The sequence below is a fragment of the Isoptericola haloaureus genome (assembly GCF_036689775.1).
In the GTDB taxonomy this organism is placed as follows: domain Bacteria; phylum Actinomycetota; class Actinomycetes; order Actinomycetales; family Cellulomonadaceae; genus Isoptericola; species Isoptericola haloaureus.
Genome location: NZ_JBAGLP010000105.1, coordinates 194,134 through 218,613, shown reverse-complemented (window position 1 = coordinate 218,613; position 24,480 = coordinate 194,134). Strand labels below are relative to the sequence as shown.

Below are 24,480 nucleotides of genomic sequence, written 5' to 3'. Positions count from 1 at the left end.
GACCGGTTCCCAGACTTCCAGGAGAGATTGTGACCGACCAGTCGAACAGCCAGGACGCCCCGGTGCGCGACATCGTCATCGTCGGGTCCGGCCCCGCCGGGTACACCGCAGCGATCTACGCCGCCCGCGCCGGCCTCGCGCCCGTCGTGGTCGCCGGCTCCGTGACCGCCGGTGGTGCGCTGATGAACACCACCGAGGTGGAGAACTACCCGGGCTTCCCGCCCGGCATCCAGGGGCCCGACCTCATGGACGCGATGCGCGAGCAGGCCGAGCGTTTCGGTGCCGAGGTGCTGTGGGACGACGCCGAGACGCTCGAGCTCGACGGCGACGTGAAGACCGTGGTCACCGGCGGCGGCAAGACCTTCCGGGCCCGCGCCGTCGTCCTCGCCACGGGCTCGGCCTACCGCGAGCTCGGCCTGCCGGAGGAGAAGCAGCTGTCCGGCCGCGGGGTCTCCTGGTGCGCCACCTGCGACGGCTTCTTCTTCCGCGACCAGCACATCGCCGTCGTCGGCGGGGGCGACTCCGCCATGGAGGAGGCGACCTTCCTCACCCGGTTCGCCGCCAAGGTGACGGTCGTGCACCGCCGCGACGCCCTGCGCGCCTCCAAGATCATGGCCGACCGCGCCATGGCCGACCCGAAGATCGAGTTCGCCTGGAACAGCGAGGTCGCCGGCATCGAGGGCGGGGACAAGGTCTCCGGCGTCCGGCTCCGGGACACCGTCACCGGCGAGGAGCGCGACCTCGACGTCACCGGTCTGTTCGTCGCGATCGGGCACGACCCGCGCAGCGAGCTGCTGGCCGGACAGGTCGACCTGGACGAGGACGGCTACGTCCTCGCCGAGGGGCGCTCCACCCGCACCAACCTGCCGGGCGTCTTCGCCTGCGGCGACCTCGTCGACCACACCTACCGCCAGGCCATCACCGCCGCCGGGTCCGGTTGCGCCGCGGCGCTCGACGCCCAGGCGTACCTCGCCGAGCTCGCCGACATGTCCGAGACGGACCCGGAGGACCTCCCGGCCGCGCTCGACGCCGTCGCCGGCTGACCCACCCCACCGAAGGAGACACATGCCTACCGTCGCCGTCACCGACGACACCTTCCAGACCGAGGTCCTCGAGTCCGACGTCCCCGTGCTGGTCGACTTCTGGGCCACCTGGTGCGGCCCGTGCCGCATGGTCGCGCCGATCCTCGAGGAGCTGTCCGACGAGTACGCCGGCAAGGTGAAGATCGCCAAGCTGGACACGGACGCGAACCAGGCCACCGCCATGGCGTACGGGATCACGTCGATCCCCACGCTGAACGTCTACGCCGGCGGCGAGGTCGTGAAGTCGATCATCGGCGCCCGCCCGAAGCGCGCGCTCACCGACGAGATCGAGAGCGTGCTCGCTTCCTGACTCACCGTGTCGCACGCCGTCCCGGCGTCGTCGTGCACAGCGGCCGCCCCCGTGGTCCACGGGGGCGGCCGTCGTCGTTCCACCCGCGCGACCACGACCGCACCGTGACCTGCTCACGAGACCTTCACGGGTGGCGTGGGACACTGGCGGGGTGACTGAGCAGAATCGCCTCACCGAGCAGACCTCCGGCACGCGCCTCGACCCCTGGTTCGGCGCGTACGCAGAGCGCACGCGCGGGATGCGAGCGTCGGAGATCCGCGCACTGTTCTCGGTCGCCAACCGCCCGGAGGTCGTCTCGCTGGCCGGCGGGATGCCCTTCATCGAGGGGCTCCCCCTCGACGTCATCGGCGAGGCGATGGACCGGCTGGTCCGGACAAAGGGCACCCGGGCGCTGCAGTACGGCTCGGGCCAGGGCGAGGAGTCCCTGCGCGAGCGCATCACCGAGGTCGTGGCCCTGGAGGGTGTCGAGGCGCACCCCGACGACATCACCGTGACCACCGGGTCCCAGCAGGGTCTGGACCTGGTCACCCGCATCTTCATCGACCCCGGTGACGTGGTCGTCGCCGAGGCCCCCTCCTACGTCGGTGCGCTCGGCGTGTTCCGGTCGTACCAGGCCGACGTCGTCCACGTGGAGCTCGACGCCGACGGCCTCGTGCCCGCCGCTCTCGAGTCGACGCTGACGGAGCTGGAGGCCGCGGGCCGCCGGGTCAAGATGCTCTACACGATCCCCAACTTCCACAACCCGGCCGGCGTGACGATGTCGGTGGAGCGTCGCCCCCAGATCCTCGAGATCTGCCGACGCCACGGGGTCCTCGTCGTCGAGGACAACCCCTACGGCCTGCTCGGTTTCGAGGCCGACCCCTACCCCGCGCTGCGGTCGTACGACGACGACGGCGTGATCTACCTCGGCTCGTTCTCCAAGACGTTCGCCCCCGGGTACCGCGTGGGCTTCGTCATCGCCCCGCACGCGGTCCGCGAGAAGCTCGTGCTCGCCTCGGAGTCGGCGATCCTGTCGCCGTCGAACGCGTCGCAGCTCGCCGTCGAGACCTACCTCGACACCTGCGACTGGCGCGCCCAGATCAAGGACTACCGGGAGATGTACCGCGAGCGACGCGACGCTCTCGTCGGCGCGCTGGCCGAGCACATCCCGTCGGCCAGCTGGAACGTGCCGGTCGGCGGCTTTTTCGTCTGGGTCAAGCTTCCCGAGGGACTGGACGCGAAGTCGATGCTGCCCCGTGCCGTCACCGAACGCGTCGCCTACGTGCCGGGCACCGCCTTCTACTTCGACGGCCAGGGCGCGGACCACATGCGCCTGTCGTTCTGCTTCCCGACGCCGGACCGCATCCGGGAGGGTGTGCGCCGACTGGCCACCGTCGTCAACGCCGAGGCCGAGCTGGTCCAGCTCTTCGGCACGACGGCGCAGCCCGACGACGACCCGACGGACGTCGAGAACCCCTCGCCCAACCTCGCGTGACCCTTCCAGCCTCTGAGGTGACCACTCGCATGACTGCCCCCGCGTCCGACGCCTCCCCCGTGACGCCCTCGTCCGGAACTGTCGGACCTGTCGTGATTCTTGCCGGCGGACTGTCTCACGAACGCGACGTCTCCGTCCGGTCGGGACGTCGCGTCGCCGAGGCTCTGCGCGAGGCCGGCGTCGAGGTCCTGGTGCACGACGTGGACGCGGACCTCCTCCGCTTCCTCCGAGACACCGACCCGGCCCTCGTGTGGCCCGTGCTGCACGGGGCCAGCGGCGAGGACGGTTCCCTGCAGGACGTCCTCGCCCTCGCCGGCGTCCCCACCGTCGGGACCGGTCCGCGCCAGAGTCGGCAGGCCTGGAGCAAGCCCGTCGCCAAGGCGGAGCTGCTGCAGGGCGGGCTCAGCACGCCCGACTACGTGACGCTCCCCCAGGCACTCTTCCGGGACCTCGGTGCGCAGACCGTGCTCGACATGATCGTCGAGCGCCTGGGCCTCCCCCTCGTGGTCAAGCCCGTGCAGGGTGGTTCCGCGCTCGGAGTGACCCGCGTGGACGACGCCGGCCGCTTCCCTCGCGCGATGGTCGACTGCTTCTCCTACGGAGACACGGCCCTCATCGAGCGCGCCGTCGACGGGATCGAGGTGGCCGTGTCGGTCGTGGACGGGCCCGACGGGCTCGAGGCGCTTCCGGCTGTCGAGATCGTCACCAGCGGCTCCTACGACTATGACGCGCGCTACAACCCCGGTCCGGTCGAGTACTTCACGCCGGCGCGCCTCGACGCCGAGGCCGGACGAAAGGTCGCCGAGGTCGCGCGGCGAGCGCACGAGATCCTCGGGCTCAAGCACCTCTCGCGGACCGACATCATCCTCGACGCCGACGGCACGCCGCACGTGCTCGAGGTCAACGTCTCCCCCGGTCTCACCGAGACCTCCCTGCTCCCCCAGGCCGCCGAGGCCGCCGGGTACCCGTTGTCCGTGCTCTACCGCCGGATCGTGGAGCACGCGCTCGTCGCCGCCCGCTGACCCCGCGGACAGCGCGTCTCCGTCACCGCGCCACACCGCCCGCTGTTTCACGTGAAACGACGGGCGGTACTGCGTGCGGAGAGAGATCGCCCGGCGCCGCGCGGTTTCACGTGGAACGCGTGGTCCAGTGGTCGCCCGATCGTCTCGGTGCCGTGCGCCCTTCACCTGCCCACCGACCGCGCAGCAACCTCCGGACGGATCCGGGTAACCGCGGGATCGATGGCTCGCCTCCGCCCATGGTCGGGATGCGTCACCGGGCTCCGGGCTCCGCGTCGAGTCCGGGTCCCGACGGATCCACGAGAGAGACGAGCCGCCTGCTCCGGCCGTGAACGGCGTCGACGGGATCGCGGCCACCCTCGTCCGTTCTCCACAGGCCCGGCGGTCGGCGCCGGCTGACGTCGTCCCTCAGCCCACGAGGCGTGGGTAGGCATCGCGCCGGCGGGCGTCGGAACCTCGTCGGCTCCCCGCACGCTGCCGGCACGGACATCTCGCCGCGCCGCACGATCTGCGCACCGGACTTTCAGGAGTGCTGGACCACGGCTCCGGCCGTCACCGCCGGGACGGACCTGCCGCCGGTCGAGCACGACCCCGGTGCCTCACGGCTCGGCGCGCGGAGAGGTGGCGACGTGTGCGGGCACGCGACACGACTCCCTCCGCGGGACCACCTACTGATCCGCTCCGGTGGAGGGACCCCACTCAGCTCAGGACGACGGGCGTCGACTGCTCACCCATCCCCCACGGCGCGAGGCCACGCTGCTCGTCGTCGCGCAGCGACGGCCCGCACACCGACCGGAACGACACGGGCCGCTGTTTCACGTGAAACAGCGGCCCGTGCGGTGAGGCAGTCTCCTCTACTCCGAGGTCTTGAGGACCCCCGGGTCCTCCGGCGCCATCACCTCGAGGATGCGGTTGAGGTCCTCGACCGAGGCGAACTCGACCGTCATCCGTCCCTTCGTCTTTCCGAGGTTGACCTTCACCCGCGTCTCGAAGCGGTCCGACAGCCGCGACGACAGCTCGTCCATCGCCTCGACCCGCTGTCCCGCCCGCGGCTTCTTCCGACGCGGGGCCTCCTCGTCCGCGGCCTGCATGAGGGTGACGATCTCCTCCGTCGCCCGGACGGACAGACCTTCCGACACGATGCGCTGCGCGAGCCGTTCGATCTCCGCGCCATCGGTGAGTCCGAGCAACGCGCGAGCGTGCCCGGCCGACAGCACGCCGGACGCCACACGTCGCTGCACGAGCGGAGGCAGACGCAGCAGGCGCAACGTGTTCGAGATCTGCGGACGAGAGCGAGCGATCTTCGCAGCGAGCTCGTCGTGCGTGCATCCGAAATCGTCCAGCAGCTGGCGGTACGCCGCAGCCTCCTCGAGCGGGTTGAGCGCCGCACGGTGCAGGTTCTCGAGCAGAGCGTCTCGCAGCATCTGCTGGTTGTCGGTCCGTCGCACGATCGCCGGGATCGTCTCCAAGCCGGCCTGCTCGGCAGCACGCCACCGACGCTCACCCATGATGAGCTCGAAGCCGCCGTCGGTGTCCGGATCGGGGCGCACGACGATCGGCTGGAGGATCCCGATCTCCGTGATCGAGTCGACCAGCTCGTCGAGCTCTCCCTCGTCGAAGACCGTCCGCGGCTGCCGTGCGTTCGGTCGGATCGCCCGCAGCGGCACCTCGGCGAACTGTGCGCCGGGCACCGGCACCAGCCCGTCGTCCAGACCGGGTGCGTCGACCGCCCCGCTGTCGCCGGCGCTGGATGCCGCACGATCCTCCGACCGGTCCGACTCCCCCGCGTCGAAGGCCGAGGCGGGGTCCTCGGGCGCATCGTGCTCGGACACCTCGTACCGGGGGACCGTCCGGTCCGCCTCGGCGGGGAGCTCCTCACCCGTCGTTCCTCCGGGGCGCGTCGGGGTCGAGCTGATCGACAGCCGTCCGCCGGCGATGGCCGAGTCCCATGACGCCGAACGACGACCAGTGCGTCCCGCGCCGGACTCCTCGGAGTCCGCCGCGCTCCCGGCCGAGGCAGTCAGCACGTCGCTCGTGCGGCCGTCCTCCCCACCCGAGAAGAAGACGTCGGTCGGGTTCTCCTGGGCCGGCCCCTGGGGGATCAGCGCACCCAGCCCCCGGCCCAGCCCGCGCTTCTTCTGGCTCATGCTCCACCAGCCTCCTGGTCTCGAACGGGATGAGGATTCGTGTCCGTGCCGCGGCGACGCGGCGTCGGCCGCACGCTGTCCATCACCCTGGTGTCCCCGATCCTACGCGCGTCACCGCAGGTCAGCGCGTTGAACGGCATGCTCCGCCATCTCCCGAGCGGCCTCGAGGTAGGCCAACGCACCGGTCGAACCCGGGTCGTACGTCATCACGGTCTGCCCGTGCGACGGTGCCTCAGAGATGCGGACGGACCGCGGCACCGTGGTGCGCAGCGTCTGATCCGGGAAGTGCGTCCGCACCTCGGCGGCGACCTGCTGCGCCAAGTTCGTCCGACCGTCGTACATCGTCAGCAGGATCGTCGACACGATCAGATCCCGGTTGAGGTGGGACTTGATGAGCTCGATCGTCTTCAGCAGCTGGCTCAGACCCTCGAGCGCGTAGTACTCGCACTGGATCGGAATCAGCACTTCGCGACCTGTGACGAAGGCGTTCACCGTGAGCAGTCCGAGGCTCGGCGGGCAGTCGACGAAGACGTAGTCGATCGGGTCCTCGCCCCGGGACGCGCGCTCGTCGAGATACGTGTCGAGAGCCTTGCGCAGCCGGGTCTCGCGGGAGACGAGCGAGACCAGCTCGATCTCGGCACCCGACAGGTCGATCGTGGCCGGCACTCCCCAGAGGCCCTCGACGTCGGGGCACGCCTGCACCGCACCGGACAGCGGAGCCTCCTCGACGAGCACCTCGTAGATCGACGGCGTCCCCGCCCGGTGCTCCAGTCCCAGCGCGGTGGACGCGTTGCCCTGGGGGTCGTTGTCGATGACGAGGACCTTCAGTCCGGCTCGTGCCAGACCGGCGGCGAGGTTCACCGTCGTCGTCGTCTTGCCGACGCCGCCCTTCTGGTTCGCGACCGTGAGGATGCGGGTCCGCTCCGGTCGAGGGAACCGACGCCCGTCCAGCTCGATGCGTCGCCGTGCGTCGAGAGCCAGCTGTGCAGCGAGCGGCGTGCTGTCGTCCATCTCGGGCACGGAGTCCATCAGCGCCTCGCGGTGGGACTCCGGCGACGGGGCCGGGATGTCGTCGATCGCCCACGCCCCGTCCCCTGTTTCACGTGAAACGAAGGCCTGCCCGTCACCGGACGCGGATCCTTCTCGACCGTCGTCGGACGCGTAGGGCGGCCGATCGGAGCTCATGTTCACGGGGTCGATCCTCCAGGTCGCATCAGGCGTTGACCAGTGCCGCGAACACTCTACGGCCTCGGTCGACGCCACGCGGCGCTGACACCCCCCGTCGGCCCGACGAGATCCGACAGATCTGACGACGTCGCCAGCAGCGCATGCGCGTCACCGTCGGCCGGTTCCACGTGAAACGAGGTCGCCGTCAGCGGCGACGGATCCGCACCACCGTGGTCGACTCCGCGCCCTCGACCGTCCGTCCCTCGAGGATCTCCGGCTCGGCCGCCTTGTACTTGCGCAGCACCTTCCGCGCCGGCTCGATCTCGCGCTCCACGCTGCGCCCCTTGAGGACCACCATCTCGCCGCCGGGGCGCACCAGGGGCAGAGACATCCGCGCCAGCTTCGACAGCGCGGCCACCGCACGGGAGGTCACGGCCTGCACCTCGAAGGCTCCGTCGTACTCCTCGGCCCGCCCGTGCTTGACGACGACGTTGGTCAGCCCGAGGTCCTCGGCGATCTCCGACAACCACGTGGTCCGCCGCTCCATCGGTTCGACGAGGAACACCTCGGCGTCGGGACGCATGATCGCCACGACGATGCCCGGCAGGCCCGCGCCCGAGCCGATGTCCGCCACCGACGAGGCGGACGACAGGAAGGGCACCACGGCGGCCGAGTTGAGGATGTGTCGCTCCCACAACCGGTCGACCTCGCGCGGGCCGATCAGTCCGCGCAGCTCGCCCTCCTCCAGCAGCCGCCGGTGGTAGCCGGCCACAAGGTCGTACCGGTCACCGAAGAAGTCACGCACCGCCGTGCTGGTCCCCAGCACCTCGTCCGCATCCGTCATGTCGCCCATCCTGGCACCTTCCGATCCGTTCGCCATCGTCGTCCCACTCGCCGCACGCGGCGCACTCCCCCGCACCGGCGCCGCACCGCCGTGCTGCACATGATCCGCCGTGCTCGCACACGACGAGGGCCCGCCGTTTCACGTGAAACGGCGGGCCCTCGTCCCAGGTCAGTCCTTGTCCGCAGCCCGGGGCGGGTGCACCACCACGTGCCGGTGCGGCTCGACGCCGGCCGAGTCGCTGACCAGACCCGCCGCCGCGACCGCGTCGTGCACGACCTTGCGCTCGAAGGCGTTCATCGGCTCCAGCGAGAGCGGCTCGCCCGAGCTGCGCACCTGGTCGATCGCCTCGACGGCCCGCTGCTGCAGGGCGTCACGACGCTTCGCCCGGAAGCCGGCGATGTCGAGCATGAGGCGACTACGGTCCCCCGTCCGGGCCTGCACCGCGAGGCGCGTGAGGTCCTGCAGGGCGTCCAGCACCTCGCCGTCCCGGCCGACCAGCACGTCCAGCGCCTCGGGGCCGTCCTCGGAGACGACCTCGACGACCGCGCGGTCGTGCTTGATGTCCAGGTCGATGTCGCCGTCCAGGTCGACGATGTCGAGGAACTCCTCGAGGTAGTCGGCCGCGATCTCGCCCTCCTCCTCGAGGCGCGGGACGAGATCGGAGGTGCCCTCCGGCGTCGTGTCCGTGGTCATCGCGCGGACCTCATTTCTTCTTCTTCTGGCGGTTCTTCCGCACGGGCTGCTGCCGCTGGCCCTGCGGCTTCGGGGGCTCGGGAGCCTTCTCCTCCTCGACGACGATGCCCTTCTTCGCCGCCTTGGCCGCGCGCTTCTCCTTGAGCAGACGCTCCGCCTCGGAACCCGGGGCCGGCATGCGCTTGATCGTGTAGAACTGCTGACCCATCGACCAGAGGTTGGTCGTGGTCCAGTAGATCAGCACACCGACCGGGAAGTTCACGCCCGAGATCAGGAAGATCAGCGGCAGGACGTACAGCAGCATCTTCTGAGTGTTCGCCATCGGGCCCTCGAGCGCGGCCTTCGGCATGTTCTTCATCGTCAGCTGACGCTGGGTGAAGAACGTCGTGGCGCTCATGGCCACGATGAGGAACAGGATGACGATCCGGACGCTCCAGTCGTCCGTCTGCAGGAAGACGTCGGAGAGCTGAGCACCGAACAGGTCGGAATTCTCGATGTCCGCAGCGACCGGCTGGTCGATGGGACCGATCGGGTCCTGCGTGCCGGACGCGATGTTGCCCAGGTTGTAGAGCAGGCGGAACAGGGCGAAGAAGATCGGCGACTGCAGCAGGATCGGCAGGCAGGACGCCATCGGGTTGGTGCCGTGCTTGCGGTACAGCTCCATCGTCTCCCGGCCCATGGCCTCACGGGACGACGGGTCGGTCTTGCCCTTGTACTTCTTCTGGATCGCCTGCAGCTCCGGCTGCATCATCTGCATCCCGCGGGACGCCTTGATCTGCTTGAAGAACAGCGGGATGAGCAGGATCCGGATGACGATCACGAGCGCGACGATGGACAGGACCCAGGCGAAACCCGGACCGTCCTGGAATCCCAGCGCCATGAACAGCTGGTGCGACCCGTACATGATCCAGGCCACGACCCACTGGATGGGGTACAGGATGGTGTCGAAAAACCCCATGTGTCTCCTCTGTCGTAAAAGCGTGTCCGGGTGGCGCGTTCCCGGGAGGTCAGTGCGTGTGGGCGCCGCGGTGCTCGTGCCGAGCGGGCGGCACGTCGTCGACGCCGCCCAGGCTCCAGGGGTTGCACCGCAGGATCCGCCACAGGGCCATCCCGGTTCCGCGCAGCGGACCGTGACGCCGGATCGCGATCACCGCGTACTGCGAGCAGGAGGGGAAGTACTTGCACGTCGGCCCCGTCCACGGGGACACGACCGCCTGGTAGACGCGGATCGCCCCGACGAGCACGGCCACCGGCAGCGCACGGGCGATCTCGCGGCCGCGGGAGAGCACGGCGCTACTCATCGGACACGCTCGTCGGCGCGCCGCAGCACCGTGGCGGTCGCCCGCTCCACGTCCCGCGAGAGGTGGGCGTAGTCAGCCGTCGCGGCGCGCGGCAGAGCCCGCAGGACGACGAGGGCGTCCTGCGGGAGATGCTCGAGCTGCCCGGACGCTGCGCTGCGCAGCCGGCGCTTGACGAGGTTTCGACGAACGGCATTGCCCACGGCCTTGGACACGACAAGACCGACCAGCGGCCCTCCGTCCTCCCCGGGGACCCGGGTGAGGTGGACGACCACGGTCGATCGGCCCGCGCGCGCGCCGCGGCGCACCGCCCGTTCGAAATCGACGGAACGGCGCATGCGGTGCGCCGCGGGAAGCATGGCTCAGGCAGAGAGCTGCGCGCGGCCCTTGCGGCGGCGGTTGCCCAGGATGCTGCGGCCGGCGCGGGTGCGCATGCGCAGACGGAAGCCGTGGGTCTTCGCACGACGGCGGGTGTTCGGCTGGAAGGTCCGCTTGCTCACGAGGTACTCCAAGAAACGTCGGGGAGGCACACCGTCAGTTCCTCGACGATGTCGGTCAGGTTGCAGGGCGACCACTGCCGGGGCAATGTGTCGACCGGGCCGACCCGGGGTCCGCGCCGGACGAGGGCGCGCGAAAGTACCTGGAACGGCTGTCCGACGTTACGCCGTCGGACAGCGTCAGGTCAACTGGGGCCGACGTGACGACGACGACACGAGGGCCCTCCGGTCCGCCGTCGTCCACACCGATGTCCACAGGCTCCACAGGGTGTGGAAAACTATGTGGACACCGCACACGTACCAGTCCGGAGGAAGCCGTGCCCCAGCCTGACGAGAACATCACCGACGTCTGGAACCAGACGTTGGCGACCCTCGAGGCGCGGCCCGACATGACCGCACGCCAGCTCGCCTTCATCAAGCTGGCCAAGCCGATGGCCATCCTCGACGACACCGTGTTCATCGCGGTGCCCCACGAGCAGACCCGCGCGTACCTCGAGACGAGCGTGCGCGACCAGCTCATGTCCGCCATGTCGGCGACGCTCGGCCGCGACACCCGGTTCGGCATCACCGTCGACCCGGAGCTGAGCCACGAGGCCCTCACCGGACCCGCCCAGGACTACACGCCGCCGCCCAGCGCCCACGAGCCCGAGCCGACGCCGCCCGGCCCTCCCCCGGGTCGGCTGCCCGACGAGCGTCCCGCCGACAGCGAGCCGACGCGCCTGAACCCGAAGTACATCTTCGAGTCGTTCGTCATCGGCTCCTCCAACCGGTTCGCCCACGCGGCCGCGGTGGCCGTCGCCGAGGCCCCGGCCAAGGCCTACAACCCCCTGTTCATCTACGGCGACTCCGGTCTCGGCAAGACCCACCTGCTGCACGCCATCGGCCACTACGCCAACAACCTCTACCCGCACGTGCGGGTGCGGTACGTGAACTCCGAGGAGTTCACCAACGACTTCATCAACTCCATCGGTGAGGGCCGCACGGGAGCGTTCCAGCGCCGCTACCGGGACGTGGACGTCCTGCTGATCGACGACATCCAGTTCCTGCAGGGCAAGGAACAGACGATGGAGGAGTTCTTCCACACCTTCAACGCGCTGCACAACGCGGACAAGCAGGTGGTCATCACCTCCGACGTGCCGCCCAAGCAGCTCGACGGGTTCGAGGACCGCCTCCGCTCGCGGTTCGAGTGGGGACTCATCACCGACGTCCAGCCGCCCGACCTCGAGACGCGGATCGCGATCCTGCGCAAGAAGGCCGCCAGCGAACGCCTGGACGTGCCGGCCGACGTCCTCAGCTACATCGGCTCGCGCATCTCGACCAACATCCGCGAGCTCGAGGGCGCCCTGATCCGGGTCACCGCCTTCGCGAACCTCAACAAGCAGCACGTCGACCTCGCCCTGGCCGAGATCGTCCTCAAGGACCTCATCACCGACGACGACCAGGCCACCGAGATCACCCCGGCCGTCGTCATCGCCCAGACGGCGGCGTACTTCGGCCTGACGATCGACGACCTGTGCGGTTCGTCCCGGTCCCGGGTGCTGGTGACGGCCCGGCAGATCGCCATGTACCTGTGCCGCGAGCTGACCGACCTGTCGCTGCCGAAGATCGGGCAGCAGTTCGGCGGTCGTGACCACACCACGGTCATGCACGCGAACAAGAAGATCGCCGGCCAGATGGCCGAACGACGCTCGACCTACAACCAGGTCACCGAGCTCACCAGCCGGATCAAGCAGCAGCACCGCGGCTGAATCCACATGTCCACAAGCCTGTGGACACCTGTGGACAACTCCGGTGCACAGGCTTTCCCACAGGTTCGTGCCCGGTATGGCGCCGTATCGCCCGCTCCGTCCCCATCCTGTGGACCCCTGCGGTGGACAACTGCGCCTGCGCGTCCCGGTGGCCGACACACACGTGTGGACGAACCTGTGGACGCCTGTGGAACACGCCGTGCGGCTGGTGGATGAACGAGCGGCGAACGGTGGACGCCTGTGGGGACGCAGATCGCCGTCCCCAGGACGCCGGAGTTGCCCACAGGTTCGCCCCCAACCGCCTCCACACCCATCTGAGCGCTCTGACCTGCGAAGACGTCGTCCGTCAACAGAATCCACAACCCCGATGACGACGATGAACGTGTTCTTCCCTCCAGATGACCCACCCGCCTTCATGGCCTGCGAGGCCGTTCCGGGACCAGCGGCCCGACAGGCCGGGGCACGGTAGTGTTCGGTCACGGACGGTTCGGCCCGTACCAGCCGAGACACCCCCGTCCGCGCACCGCACGAGAGCTCCGAGGAGTGGGATGAAGTTCCGCGTCGAGCGCGACGTCCTGGCCGAGGCCGTGACCTGGACGGCCCGCACCCTGCCCACGCGCCCGCCCGCCCCGGTCCTGGCCGGTGTGCGCATCGAGGCCGACGCGTCCGGCTCCATCGTGCTCGCGAGCTTCGACTACGAGGTCTCGGCACGGTCCGAGATCGCCGCCGAGGTCTCCGAGGCCGGCACGGTGCTCGTCTCGGGTCGCCTGCTCGCCGAGATCTCCCGCGCCCTGCCCAACAAGCCGGTCGACGTGACCGTCGAGGGCAACAAGGTCGTGCTGACCTGCGGAGCGTCCCGCTTCACGCTGCTGACCATGCCGGTCGAGGACTACCCCGCGCTGCCCGCCATGCCGGAGCTGTCCGGTACGGTGGCCGGGGACGCCCTGACCCACGCGGTCGCGCAGGTCAGCGTCGCCGCCAGCCGCGACGACACGCTGCCCCTGCTGACCGGCGTCCGCATGGAGATCGAGGGCGAGCGCATCACGCTGCTGGCCACGGACCGCTACCGGCTCGCTCTGCGCGAGCTGACCTGGACGCCCGCCACGCCGGGGTTCAGCTCGGTGGCGCTGGTCCGTGCCCGGACCCTCAACGACGTCGCGAAATCGCTCGGCTCGGGCGGCGGCCTGGTGAACATCGGGTTGTCCACCGGGGAGGGCGTTGACCTCATCGGGTTCGAGGCCGGCGGCCGACACACGACCTCCCAGCTCGTCGACGGGGACTACCCGGCGGTCCGGCGTCTGTTCCCGGACGCCACGCCGATCCACGCCGTCGTGCCGACCCAGGCGCTCATCGACGCGGCCAAGCGCGTCTCCCTGGTCGCCGAGCGCAACACCCCGATCCGGCTGGCGTTCTCCGAGGGCCAGGTCGTCCTCGACGCGGGCCAGGGCGACGACGCGCAGGCGTCCGAGGCCCTCGAGGCCGTGCTGGTCGGCGAGGACATCCAGGTGGCGTTCAACCCGCAGTTCCTGCTCGACGGGCTCGGTGCCCTGGGGACGGACTTCGTGCGGATGTCGTTCACGCACCCGAACAAGCCGGTGGAGTTCACCGGGCAGGAGTCGCTGGACGGCGAGGACTCCTCGGAGTACCGCTACCTGCTGGTGCCGATCCGCTTCTCCTCCTGACCTGCTGACGGGACCGCCCCCGGTCGCCCGCGGCAGGGCCCGGGGCGACTCCTCGCGCGCCGCGGGCACCCAGCCCGTACGCTCGCACCGACCGCACTTCCGGAGGTTATCCACATGGTCACCCACATGGGTCTCGTCGGTCTGGGCAAGATGGGCGACAACATGCGCGAGCGCCTGCGCCGCGCCGGGATCGGGGTGACGGGGTACGACCCGCGCCCGGAGGTCTCCGACGTCGGCTCGCTGGCCGAGCTCGTCGAGGCCCTGCCCGGGCCGCGTCGCGTCGTGTGGGTCATGGTGCCCGCCGGGGAGCCGACGCGGGAGGTCGTCAGCGCGCTCGCGGGTCTCCTCGACGAGGGCGACGTCGTCATCGAGGGCGGCAACTCCCACTACCCCGACGACCAGGAGCGGGCCGCCGAGCTCGCCGAGCGTGGCGTCGGGTACGTCGACGTCGGGGTCTCCGGCGGCGTGTGGGGCCTGGAGAACGGCTACGGCCTGATGTGCGGCGGTTCCGACGCCGACGTCGCGTTCCTCATGCCCGTCTTCGACGCGCTGCGCCCCGAGGGCCCGCGCGAGGAGGGCTTCGTGCACGCCGGCCCCGTGGGCGCCGGCCACTTCGCCAAGATGGTCCACAACGGCATCGAGTACGGCCTCATGCAGGCCTATGCCGAGGGCTACGAGATGCTCGCCGCCAAGGACATCGTCACCGACGTGCACGGCACGATGCGGGCCTGGCAGCGCGGCACCGTCGTGCGGTCCTGGCTGCTCGAGCTCATGGTCCGCGCCCTCGAGGACGACCCGCGCTTCGACGCGATCGACGACTGGGTCGCGGACTCCGGCGAGGGCCGCTGGACCGTGGACGAGGCGATCGACAACGCCGTGCCGCTGCCGGTCATCTCCGCCGCCCTGTTCGCCCGGTTCTCCTCGCGGCAGGAGGAGTCGCCGGCGATGAAGGCCGTGGCGGCGCTGCGCCAGCAGTTCGGCGGTCACGCCACCAAGCCGTCCGCCGAGTAGGCCCGCCACACTGGAGTCATGTACGTCTCGCACCTGTCCCTGCTCGACTTCCGGTCCTACGAGTCCGTCGACGTCGAGCTCGAGCCCGGACCGAACGCGTTCGTGGGTCGCAACGGGCGGGGCAAGACGAACCTCGTCGAGGCCGTCGGCTACGTGGCGACCCTCGGGAGCCACCGGGTCGCGAACGACACCCCGCTGATCCGTGCGGGGGCCCAGCGGGCCGTCGTGCGCACGCGGGTCGTCCGGGGGGACCGTGCCTCGACCGTGGAGCTCGAGATCACCGCCGGCAAGGCGAACCGGGCCCGCATCAACCGTGGTCAGCTGGGCCGCGCGCGCGACGTCCTGGGGATCCTGCGCACGGTGCTGTTCGCCCCGGAGGACCTGGCCCTGGTCAAGGGCGACCCCGACGGCCGGCGCCGCTTCCTGGACCAGCTCGTGGTGCAGCTCCTCCCCCGCGCCGCCGGCGTGCTGGCCGACTACGAGCGGGTCCTGCGGCAGCGGTCGGCCCTGCTGAAGTCGCTGCGCGGTCACCGTGCGGCGGGCCGCGACGTGGACACCTCCACCCTGGAGGTGTGGGACGGGCGTCTGGCGCAGCTCGGCGGGCAGGTCCTCGCCTGGCGTACCGCACTCGTGCGCGCGCTGCAGCCCGTCGTCGCCACCGCGTACGAGCAGGTCAGCGACGCCGACAGCGCCGCCGAGCTCGTCTACCGCTCCACGGTGGTGCCCGACGGCGGCACGGCGGTGGCGCCGTCGGCCCCCGACGGCGAGGCCTCGCCCGCTGAGCCCGCTGAGCCGGCTGAGCCCGACGGGCCCGCCGGCGGACCGCCCACGGCGGCGGAGGACCTGGAGAAGCTGATGCTGGCGGTGATCGAGGAACGGCGCCCGGCCGAGATCGAGCGCGGCCAGAGCCTCGTGGGTCCGCACCGGGACGACCTGGAGCTCGTGCTCGGCGGGCTCCCGGCGAAGGGGTACGCGAGCCACGGCGAGTCGTGGTCGTTCGCGCTGGCGCTGCGGCTGGCGGCCTTCCGTCTGCTCGGCGGCGGGGCCGAGCCGTCCGCGCCGGACGACGTGTTCTGGGACCCCGACCACGGCTCGGACGCGGACCCGGTGCTGGTCCTCGACGACGTCTTCGCCGAGCTGGACGTGCGGCGTCGGGAGCGCCTGGCCGAGCTGGTGGCCGAGGCCCGGCAGGTGCTCGTCACGGCGGCGGTCCCGCAGGACGTGCCGGACCGACTGCTGGGCGCCCGGTTCGAGGTCGGCGACGGGCGGGTCGTCCGTGTCTGAGCACGGGCCCGACGACCCGGGTGCACCCGGCGGCGAGGGTCCGGACGAGGCCGACGGGCCGCGCCGCCGCGACCCCCGTCCGGTCGTCGACCGCACGGAGCTGACGCCGCCGTCCGAGGTCGCCCGCGAGGCCCTGAACCGTGCCAAGGCGGCCGCGCGGGCGAAGGGCCTGCGTCCGGGCTCCCCGTCGCGCCGCTCACCGTTGGCGGAGCCGCGCAAGGACCCGGGCCGGGGACCCAACGCCCGGGACCCGCGGCTGATGTCCGACGTCGTGGCCAGGCTGCTGCGGGACAAGGGCTGGACGGCCGAGGTCTCGGTGGGCGGCGTCGTCGGACGCTGGCGCGAGATCGTCGGCGACCAGGTGGCGGACCACTGCACGCCGGAGACCTTCGAGGACAAGGTGCTCGTGGTCCGCACGGACTCGACCGCATGGGCCACCCAGGTGCGCCTGCTGGTCCCCACGCTCCTGCGCCGGCTGGCCGAGGAGGTCGGCGAGGGCGTCGTGGAGCAGGTCACGGTGCTCGGGCCGTCGGGTCCGAGCTTCCGTCGCGGACGCCGGACGGTGCGCGGGCCGGGTCCCGGCGACACCTTCGGCTGACGGCGAGACGCGACAGATCGCCCGGGCAACCACCGATGTGGACAGGGCCTGTGGACAACGTGGGAGAACCCACACGCTCCGGTGGGCAGAACCCGCGATTTCTTGCGCTTTCACGGTAGACTGACCAGATGTTCCCGGGCCGCCTCCCGGGCTCGTGTCAACGGCGTGCGACCGGCCCTCGGGCCGGTCGTCGGCTGCTCGGGTCGTGAGGTGTCCCGGGATGGACGAGCACCGACCCGCAGCCGGCGCCCCCGCGCGTCACTCCTGTGTGCTGCAGCCCGGGCACCACCCGGGTCGACCTGTCGCGTGCATGGACGACGAGGAGTGCTCCAGCCTGTGGCTCAGCGATCCGACGGCGGTTACGACGCCGGGAACATCACCGTCCTCGAGGGACTCGAGGCCGTCCGCAAGCGACCCGGCATGTACATCGGGTCGACGGGTGAACGCGGTCTGCACCACCTGGTCTACGAGGTCGTGGACAACTCGGTGGACGAGGCCCTGGCCGGGCACGCCGACCGGATCGACGTGACCCTGCTGGCCGACGGCGGTGTGCGGGTGACGGACAACGGCCGCGGCATCCCGGTGGCCATGCACCCCACCGAGGGTCGTCCCACCGTCGAGGTCGTCATGACGATCCTGCACGCCGGCGGCAAGTTCGGCGGTGGCGGCTACGCCGTCTCCGGTGGCCTGCACGGGGTGGGCATCTCGGTGGTGAACGCGCTGTCCAGCCGCGTGATCACCGAGGTCGAGCGCGACGGCTTCGCGTGGCGCCAGGAGTTCGCCGACGGCGGCGCCCCGGTGGGCGAGCTGCAGCGCCTCGGCGAGACCGACCGCACCGGCACCACGCAGACGTTCTGGGCCGACCCGGCGATCTTCGAGACCACGGACTACGACTTCGAGACGCTCCGCGCCCGGTTCCAGCAGATGGCGTTCCTCAACAAGGGCCTGCGCATCACGCTGACCGACGAGCGCACCGAGCACGTGTCGGGCCCCGACGAGGTGACCGGCGCGCTCAACTCGCGGGCCGTCGTCGCCGCCCTGGAGAGCGCCGACGCCACGGACGGCCAGGACGCCGCCGCCTCGCCGGACGACGAGGTGCACGACTCCGAGTCCGCCTCGGGCGCGGTGCGCACCGTGACGTACAAGTACGACGGCGGGCTGCGGGACTACGTCGCGCACATCAACACGGCCAAGAAGGCCGAGATCATCCACCCCGAGATCATCGACCTGGAGGCCGAGGACACCGACCTCAAGGTCTCGGTCGAGATCGCGATGCAGTGGACGACGGCGTTCAGCGAGTCCGTCCACACGTTCGCCAACACGATCTCCACCACCGAGGGCGGCACCCACGAGGAGGGCTTCCGCGCGGCGCTGACGAGCCTCGTGAACTCCTACGCCCGGGACAAGGCGATCCTCAAGGACAAGGACGAGAACCTCACGGGCGACGACATCCGCGAGGGTCTCACCGCGGTGCTCAGCGTGAAGCTGTCCGAGCCGCAGTTCGAGGGCCAGACGAAGACGAAGCTCGGCAACACCGAGGCCAAGACCTTCGTGCAGCGCATCGTGCGCGAGCGGCTGACGGACTGGTTCGACGCGCACCCCAACGAGGGTCGCGACATCATCCGCAAGGCGATCTCGGCGTCGCAGGCGCGTATCGCCGCCCGCAAGGCGCGCGAGGCGACCCGGCGCAAGGGGATCCTCAGCTCGGGCGGCATGCCCGGCAAGCTCAAGGACTGCCAGTCGAACCGCCCGGACGAGTGCGAGATCTACATCGTCGAGGGCGACTCCGCCGGCGGTTCGGCCGTGCGCGGCCGCGACCCGCACCACCAGGCGATCCTGCCGATCCGCGGCAAGATCCTCAACGTCGAGCGGGCGCGGCTGGACAAGGCGCTGTCCAACAACGAGGTCCAGGCGCTCATCACGGCCTTCGGCACCGGCATCGGTGAGGACTTCGACATCACCAAGCTGCGGTACCACAAGATCGTGCTCATGGCCGACGCCGACGTCGACGGTCAGCACATCTGCACCCTGCTGCTGACGCTGCTGTTCCGGTACATGCGCCCGCTCATCGAGCACGGGCATGTCTACCTGGCCCAGCCCCCGCTGTACCGGCTGAAGTGGTCCAACGCCCCGCACGACTACGTGTACTCCGACCGGGAGCGCGACGCCTTCCTCGAGCAGGGCATCGCGGCCGGCAAGCGGATCCCGAAGGACAACGGGATCCAGCGCTACAAGGGTCTGGGCGAGATGGACTACTCCGAGCTCTGGGACACCACCATGGACCCGGAGCACCGGACGTTGCTGCAGGTCACCATGGACGACGCGGCCGCAGCGGACGAGATCTTCTCGGTACTCATGGGTGAGGACGTCGAGTCCCGCCGCAGCTTCATCCAGCGCAACGCCAAGGACGTCCGGTTCCTCGACATCTGAGCCGGAGACGGCGCGTACAGAACGAATCTGGGTTCTGTACATCGGATGATCGAGGCAGGACCAGCGCCCCGGCGGCGCAGGAAGGAACGGATTCACGGTGACGGACGAGACCCCCGGCCCGGACATGACCGACGGTATCGACGGCGGCAGCCCGGAGGCCCTGGCGGCGGTCGCGCACGGACGCATCGAGCAGGTCGACCTGCAGCTCGAGATGCAGCGCAGCTACCTCGACTACGCGATGAGCGTCATCGTCGGTCGCGCGCTGCCCGACGTGCGCGACGGGCTCAAGCCGGTGCACCGGCGCGTGCTCTACGCGATGTACGACGGCGGCTACCGGCCGGACCGGTCGTTCTCCAAGTGCTCCCGCGTCGTCGGCGACGTCATGGGCAAGTACCACCCGCACGGTGACACGGCGATCTACGACGCCCTGGTCCGCCTCGTGCAGGACTGGTCGATGCGCTATCCGTTGGTGGCCGGCCAGGGGAACTTCGGCTCGCCAGGCAACGACCCGGCGGCCGCCCCGCGGTACACCGAGTGCAAGATGGACCCGCTCGCGATGGAGATGGTGCGGGACATCGAGAAGGACACCGTCGACTTCCAGGACAACTACGACGGGCGCACGCAGGAGCCCACGGTCCTGCCGTCGCGGATCCCGAACCTCCTGGTCAACGGTTCGGCCGGCATCGCCGTCGGCATGGCGACCAACATCCCGCCGCACAACCTGCGCGAGGTCGCGGCGGGTGTGCAGTGGCACCTCGAGCACCCGGACGCCTCCAAGGAGGAGCTGCTCGCCGCGCTGATGCAGCGCATCAAGGGCCCCGACTTCCCCACCGGTGCCCAGATCCTCGGCACGTCCGGCATCGAGGAGGCCTACCGCACGGGGCGCGGCTCGATCACGATGCGCGCCGTGGTGAACGTCGAGGAGATCCAGAACCGGATCTGCCTGGTCATCACCGAGCTGCCCTACCAGGTCAACCCCGACAACCTGGCCACGAAGATCGCCGACCTGGTCAACGACGGCCGGATCTCCGGCATCGCCGACATCCGGGACGAGACCTCGGGCCGCACGGGGCAGCGCCTCGTCATCGTGCTCAAGCGCGACGCCGTCGCGAAGGTCGTGCTGAACAACCTGTACAAGCACACCTCGCTGCAGGAGAACTTCAGCGCCAACATGCTGGCGCTCGTCGACGACGTCCCCCGCACGCTCAGCCTCGACGCCTTCGTGCGGCACTGGACCACGCACCAGATCGAGGTCGTGCGGCGCCGCACCGAGTACCTGCTGCGCGAGGCGCAGGACAAGATCCACATCTACGAGGGCTACCTGAAGGCGCTGGACGCCCTCGACGAGGTCATCGCCCTCATCCGTCGCTCGCCCGACGCCGACCAGGCGCGCACCGGCCTGATGGACCTGCTCGACATCGACGAGCAGCAGGCCAGCGCGATCCTGGCTCTCCAGCTCCGCCGGCTCGCGGCCCTGGAGCGGCAGCAGATCCTCGAGGAGCACGCGAAGCTCCAGGCGCAGATCACCGACTACCAGGACATCCTGGCCCGGCCCGAGCGGCAGCGGTCGATCGTCGGCGAGGAGCTGGACGCCGTCGTCGAGCGCTGGGGCGACGAGCGCCGGACCCACATCCTGCCCTTCGACGGCGACATGTCGGTCGAGGACCTCATCCCCGAGGAGGACGTGGTCGTCACGATCACCCGCGGCGGCTACGCCAAGCGCACGCGGACGGACTCCTACCGGGCCCAGCGTCGCGGCGGCAAGGGGATCCGGGGCGCGCAGCTGCGCGAGGACGACATCGTCGACCACTTCTTCGTCACGACGACGCACCACTGGCTGCTGTTCTTCACCGACGCCGGCCGCGTCTACCGCGCCAAGGGGTACGAGATCCCCGAGGGTGCGCGCGACGCCAAGGGTCAGCACGTCGCCAACCTGCTGGCGTTCCAGCCGGGCGAGCAGATCGCGCAGGTCCTGGCCCTGCGGGACTACGACGACGCGGAGTACCTGGTGCTCGCCACCCGCCGCGGCCTGGTGAAGAAGACCCGCCTGGGCGACTACGACTCCCCGCGCAGCGGCGGGCTCATCGCCATCAACCTGCGCACGGACGACGACGGCACCCCGGACGAGCTCGTGTCCGCCCGGCTGGTCGACGCCGACGACGAGCTGATCCTCGTCTCGCGCAAGGGGCAGTCCATCCGGTTCGCGGCCGACGACGACACGCTGCGCCCGATGGGACGCGCCACCTCGGGCGTGACGGGCATGAAGTTCCGCGCGGACGACGAGCTGCTCGTGGCCGACGTCGTCGAGCCGGAGACCGACCTGTTCGTCGTCACCGAGGGCGGGTTCGCCAAGCGCACCCGCATCGACGAGTACCGCCTCCAGGGCCGCAACGGTTACGGCATCAAGGTCGCGAACCTCGTCGAGGCGCGCGGCGACCTCGTCGGTGCGCTCGTCACCGAGCCCGACACCGAGGTGCTGGTGATCATGTCCAAGGGCAAGATCGTCCGCTCCCGCGTCGACGAGGTGAACCTGACCGGACGCACGACCCAGGGCGTGACCTTCGCAAAGCCGGACAAGGGCGACCGGATCATCGCCGTCGCGCGGAACGTCGAGCGTCGCGCAGAGGCCGAGTCGGTTAGCGTGGAACAACCGGCCGACGACGTCGAGCCGGCCGAGGAGGCGACGGCGAGCACGCCGGAGCAGGACGAGACCGGGGACGGGAACATCTGATGGCGAGCCAGAAGACGACGTCGCAGGCGGGCACTCCCCTGTCCGCGCCTGCTGACAGCACCCAGCCCATCACGCCGGTGTCCGAGACGACGGACCGGTCCACCGGGTCCGAGCGGCCCGCTCCGGCGCAGCCTGCACCGGAGCAGCCCGCACCCGCCGAGCCCGAGCCTCGGGACGAGGGCGCGGCCGAGGCGCCCACGAACGGTGCGGCCCGGTCCTCCTCCGCCGAGGCCTCCTCCGACAGGGCTTCGTCCGACGGGGCTTGGTCCGACGGGGCTTGGTCCGATCGGGCTGCGCCCGACGGTGACGCAGCGGCGTCCTCGGACGCCGAGTCGCCGAAGCACGGGACCGAGACCTCCGGCGCGGCCAAGAACGGTGCCGTGAAGGCGGCCGCGGCCGCGCTGGCCGCCGCACGCAGCGCCGCGAAGAAGGTGCAGTCCGCCGGGTCGGCCGCTTCCGGTGCCACCCCGGGCGGCGCGCAGCCGACCGGCTCGACGGCCGGCACGGGCTCGTCGGCGCCGCCCCCGCCCCCGGACGCCACGTCGTCCGGTCCGCGCCCGGAGATGCACTACTCGGCCGGTGGCGTGCACGGCAGCGCCCAGCAGGTGCCGCTCTCCGCCGAGGGCTCGCCCCAGACCGGCGCGCAGCCGGCCGTCGCGCCGGACGGTCTCGGCAGCCCGCGCCGCGTGCGGCTCTCGGTGTCGCGCATCGACCCGTGGTCGATCATGAAGCTGGCGTTCCTGCTCTCGGTGGCGATCGGGATCATGACCGTGGTCGCGACGGCCGTCGTCTGGTACTCGCTGAACTCCGTCGGCACCTTCGCGACCGTGCAGGACTTCCTCATCAGCACGCTCGGCCCGCAGGCCGTCGACATCACCCAGATCGTGGAGCTCGAGCGCACCGTGTCCCTGGCGACGCTGATCGCCCTGGTCAACGTCGTGCTGTTCACGGCCATCGCGACCATCATGGCGATGCTCTACAACATCACCGCCGCGCTCGTCGGGGGTGTGCACCTGACCCTGACGGACGAGTGACGACCGGGCCGCACCGGGCGACGGACGTCACACCCACCGGGCCCGGTTCCGGTTTGGGGCCGGTGGGGCCCGTACGGTAATGTTCCGTGCTGCACGCCCTCTCCGAGAGCGTGCCGCGAGGGGCTATAGCTCAGACGGTTAGAGCGCTTCCCTGATAAGGAAGAGGTCGGAGGTTCAAGTCCTCCTAGCCCCACTCCACGGTCGACGAGGAGGTCCATGTTGAAGAAGATCATCGTCGCCGTGCTGGCTGCGGTCGCCGGCTACCTGGTCTGGCGCCGGCTCTCCGAGGACGCCGCGGACCGTGACCTGTGGACCGAGGTCACCGACTCACTCGACTGATGACCCCCAGGGGCCATGGCGCAATTGGTAGCGCACCTGCTTTGCAAGCAGGGGGTTAGGGGTTCGAGTCCCCTTGGCTCCACCCCGTCCCACCACCTCGTGCCCCCGCCGTCACGGCGGGGGCACGACGCGTTTCCGGCGCCGACCGTTGCCGCACCGACCACGGCCCCGGACGCACGGGAGCCCCCGTCCACCGCGGACGGGGGCTCTCGTGCGTCGGACGACGTGCGGGTCCGACTACTCCTTCTTGTCGTCGGCCGGGGAGGCCTGGCCGACGGAGTTCTTCGCCTCGTCGGCGGCATCGGCAGCCGCCTCGCCTGCCTTCTCGGCGGCGTCGCCGGTCTCCTCGGCCGCCTCGCTTGCCTTCTGGCGCGACTTCGCGGTCCGCGAGGACGCCTTCTCGCGTGCCTCGGAGACGGCCTCCTTGCCCTTGGCGACGGCGGAGCCGGCGGCCTCGCCGACCGCCTCGGCCGCGTCACCCACGGCGTGCCGTGCGTCGCGCGCGACGCCGTCGAAGTCCGGAGTCGAGGACTGCTCCCACGGCTCGGCCCAGGGGTCGTTCTGCGGCTGGGCCCGGCGGTAGAAGGCGTAACCGACGGCGGCCAGGCCACCGACGACCACGGTCCAGCCGAACGCCTTGCGGCGGCTGGACCGGCGCTGGGCCTTGCGCGCCGACTTCTCGGCGGACTTCGCCGCCTGCTTCGCGGCCTTGCTGGCCTCGTCGGCGGTGGCCGCGGCCTTGGCGGCGGCCGCGTTGAAGGCGGTGACGAGCTGCGGGAGATAGTCGTCGACGAGCTTGTCGTGGGCGGTGTCGATGAGGGGTCCGGCCTTGCCGGCTGCGTCCTCCACGCGGGGTGCCGCAGCCTGGACGCTGTCGTTCCACGCCTTCTCGACGCGCGGCCGGAGCCACTCGAGGAAGGCGTCGGCACGAGGTCCGGCCCAGTCCTTGGCCTGACCGGCGGCGTCCTTGGCGCTGTCCGCGGCGCGGGCGCCCGCGCCGACGAGCGCGGCCGCGACCTCCGCGGTGGAGTCCTTCACCTTGGCGGGGTCGATCTTGGGAGTCTGCACCATGGCCCCACTCTGCCACCCCTG

The 24,480-nt window shown here is 70.7% G+C and carries 22 protein-coding genes and 2 tRNA genes; 15 read left to right on the top strand and 9 right to left on the bottom strand.

The window, feature by feature from the left end; translation table 11 throughout:
* Positions 1-29 precede the first annotated feature (29 nt).
* From trxB to V5O49_RS02960, 4 genes are all read left to right on the top strand, one after another.
* Entirely contained in the window at positions 30-1,043 is a 1,014-nt protein-coding gene (gene trxB / locus V5O49_RS02975) for a thioredoxin-disulfide reductase (protein WP_332900923.1), read from the top strand.
* Positions 1,044-1,065: 22 nt separating this feature from the next.
* The gene (trxA, locus tag V5O49_RS02970) at positions 1,066-1,392 is read left to right on the top strand and encodes a thioredoxin (RefSeq protein WP_278235892.1); all 327 of its coding nucleotides are present in this window, start codon (positions 1,066-1,068) and stop codon (positions 1,390-1,392) included.
* 238 nt (positions 1,393-1,630) lie between these two features.
* Entirely contained in the window at positions 1,631-2,866 is a 1,236-nt protein-coding gene (locus tag V5O49_RS02965) for an aminotransferase-like domain-containing protein (RefSeq protein WP_332900987.1), read from the top strand.
* A gap of 29 nt (positions 2,867-2,895) precedes the next feature.
* Positions 2,896-3,888: a D-alanine--D-alanine ligase family protein gene (locus V5O49_RS02960; protein ID WP_332900922.1), complete on the top strand. Its 993-nt coding sequence runs from the start codon at positions 2,896-2,898 to the stop codon at positions 3,886-3,888.
* Between the two features lie 851 nt (positions 3,889-4,739).
* On the opposite strand, the gene V5O49_RS02955 is transcribed toward V5O49_RS02960, so the two are convergent.
* From V5O49_RS02955 to rpmH, 8 genes are all read right to left on the bottom strand, one after another.
* Positions 4,740-6,032, bottom strand: a complete 1,293-nt coding sequence (locus V5O49_RS02955; RefSeq protein ID WP_332900921.1) for a ParB/RepB/Spo0J family partition protein — start codon at positions 6,030-6,032, stop codon at positions 4,740-4,742.
* A 111-nt stretch (positions 6,033-6,143) separates the two neighbouring features.
* Positions 6,144-7,061 (bottom strand): ParA family protein, encoded by a 918-nt coding sequence (locus V5O49_RS02950; RefSeq protein ID WP_332900986.1) that lies wholly within the window; start codon positions 7,059-7,061, stop codon positions 6,144-6,146.
* 343 nt (positions 7,062-7,404) lie between these two features.
* Positions 7,405-8,052 carry a 16S rRNA (guanine(527)-N(7))-methyltransferase RsmG gene (gene rsmG / locus V5O49_RS02945; RefSeq protein WP_332900920.1) on the bottom strand — a complete coding sequence of 216 codons (648 nt, stop codon included), beginning with the start codon at positions 8,050-8,052 and terminating at the stop codon, positions 7,405-7,407.
* A gap of 159 nt (positions 8,053-8,211) precedes the next feature.
* Complete coding sequence (locus V5O49_RS02940; protein WP_332900919.1) at positions 8,212-8,736, bottom strand: Jag family protein; 525 nt, start codon at positions 8,734-8,736, stop codon at positions 8,212-8,214.
* A 10-nt stretch (positions 8,737-8,746) separates the two neighbouring features.
* Positions 8,747-9,694: a membrane protein insertase YidC gene (gene yidC, locus V5O49_RS02935; protein ID WP_278235897.1), complete on the bottom strand. Its 948-nt coding sequence runs from the start codon at positions 9,692-9,694 to the stop codon at positions 8,747-8,749.
* 49 nt (positions 9,695-9,743) lie between these two features.
* Positions 9,744-10,037 carry a membrane protein insertion efficiency factor YidD gene (yidD, locus tag V5O49_RS02930; protein WP_278235898.1) on the bottom strand — a complete coding sequence of 98 codons (294 nt, stop codon included), beginning with the start codon at positions 10,035-10,037 and terminating at the stop codon, positions 9,744-9,746.
* On the bottom strand, positions 10,034-10,393 hold the full coding sequence (gene rnpA / locus V5O49_RS02925; RefSeq protein WP_278235899.1) for a ribonuclease P protein component: 360 nt from the start codon (positions 10,391-10,393) through the stop codon (positions 10,034-10,036). The genes yidD and rnpA overlap by 4 nt, the downstream gene beginning before the upstream one ends.
* A gap of 3 nt (positions 10,394-10,396) precedes the next feature.
* On the bottom strand, positions 10,397-10,534 hold the full coding sequence (rpmH, locus tag V5O49_RS02920; protein ID WP_278235900.1) for a 50S ribosomal protein L34: 138 nt from the start codon (positions 10,532-10,534) through the stop codon (positions 10,397-10,399).
* Positions 10,535-10,848: 314 nt separating this feature from the next.
* Between rpmH and dnaA the strand changes: the two genes are divergently transcribed.
* The 11 genes from dnaA to V5O49_RS02865 all read left to right on the top strand — a co-directional run bounded on the left by dnaA (position 10,849) and on the right by V5O49_RS02865 (position 23,470).
* Entirely contained in the window at positions 10,849-12,279 is a 1,431-nt protein-coding gene (dnaA, locus tag V5O49_RS02915; RefSeq protein ID WP_332900918.1) for a chromosomal replication initiator protein DnaA, read from the top strand.
* 548 nt (positions 12,280-12,827) lie between these two features.
* A complete protein-coding gene (gene dnaN, locus V5O49_RS02910; RefSeq protein WP_278235902.1) occupies positions 12,828-13,961 on the top strand; it encodes a DNA polymerase III subunit beta in 1,134 nt (377 codons plus the stop codon).
* Positions 13,962-14,075: 114 nt separating this feature from the next.
* Positions 14,076-14,972, top strand: coding sequence for a phosphogluconate dehydrogenase (NAD(+)-dependent, decarboxylating) (gene gnd / locus V5O49_RS02905; protein WP_332900917.1), 897 nt, complete (start codon positions 14,076-14,078; stop codon positions 14,970-14,972).
* A gap of 18 nt (positions 14,973-14,990) precedes the next feature.
* A complete protein-coding gene (recF, locus tag V5O49_RS02900) occupies positions 14,991-16,256 on the top strand; it encodes a DNA replication/repair protein RecF (protein WP_332900916.1) in 1,266 nt (421 codons plus the stop codon).
* A gap of 100 nt (positions 16,257-16,356) precedes the next feature.
* On the top strand, positions 16,357-16,854 hold the full coding sequence (locus tag V5O49_RS02895; RefSeq protein WP_405001132.1) for a DciA family protein: 498 nt from the start codon (positions 16,357-16,359) through the stop codon (positions 16,852-16,854).
* Positions 16,855-17,190: 336 nt separating this feature from the next.
* Positions 17,191-19,284: a DNA topoisomerase (ATP-hydrolyzing) subunit B gene (gene gyrB / locus V5O49_RS02890; RefSeq protein ID WP_332900914.1), complete on the top strand. Its 2,094-nt coding sequence runs from the start codon at positions 17,191-17,193 to the stop codon at positions 19,282-19,284.
* A gap of 124 nt (positions 19,285-19,408) precedes the next feature.
* Positions 19,409-22,015 (top strand): DNA gyrase subunit A, encoded by a 2,607-nt coding sequence (gene gyrA / locus V5O49_RS02885; RefSeq protein WP_332900985.1) that lies wholly within the window; start codon positions 19,409-19,411, stop codon positions 22,013-22,015.
* The gene (locus V5O49_RS02880) at positions 22,015-23,049 is read left to right on the top strand and encodes a DUF3566 domain-containing protein (RefSeq protein ID WP_332900913.1); all 1,035 of its coding nucleotides are present in this window, start codon (positions 22,015-22,017) and stop codon (positions 23,047-23,049) included. Before gyrA ends, V5O49_RS02880 begins: the two co-directional genes overlap by 1 nt.
* Positions 23,050-23,168: 119 nt before the next feature.
* Positions 23,169-23,242 (top strand) — tRNA-Ile (locus V5O49_RS02875).
* A 23-nt stretch (positions 23,243-23,265) separates the two neighbouring features.
* On the top strand, positions 23,266-23,388 hold the full coding sequence (locus tag V5O49_RS02870; RefSeq protein ID WP_405001130.1) for a DLW-39 family protein: 123 nt from the start codon (positions 23,266-23,268) through the stop codon (positions 23,386-23,388).
* 9 nt (positions 23,389-23,397) lie between these two features.
* Positions 23,398-23,470 (top strand) — tRNA-Ala (locus tag V5O49_RS02865).
* A gap of 155 nt (positions 23,471-23,625) precedes the next feature.
* Here the strand turns inward: V5O49_RS02865 and V5O49_RS02860 are convergent.
* Positions 23,626-24,459: a hypothetical protein gene (locus V5O49_RS02860; protein WP_332900912.1), complete on the bottom strand. Its 834-nt coding sequence runs from the start codon at positions 24,457-24,459 to the stop codon at positions 23,626-23,628.
* Between the last annotated feature and the right edge of the window lie 21 nt (positions 24,460-24,480).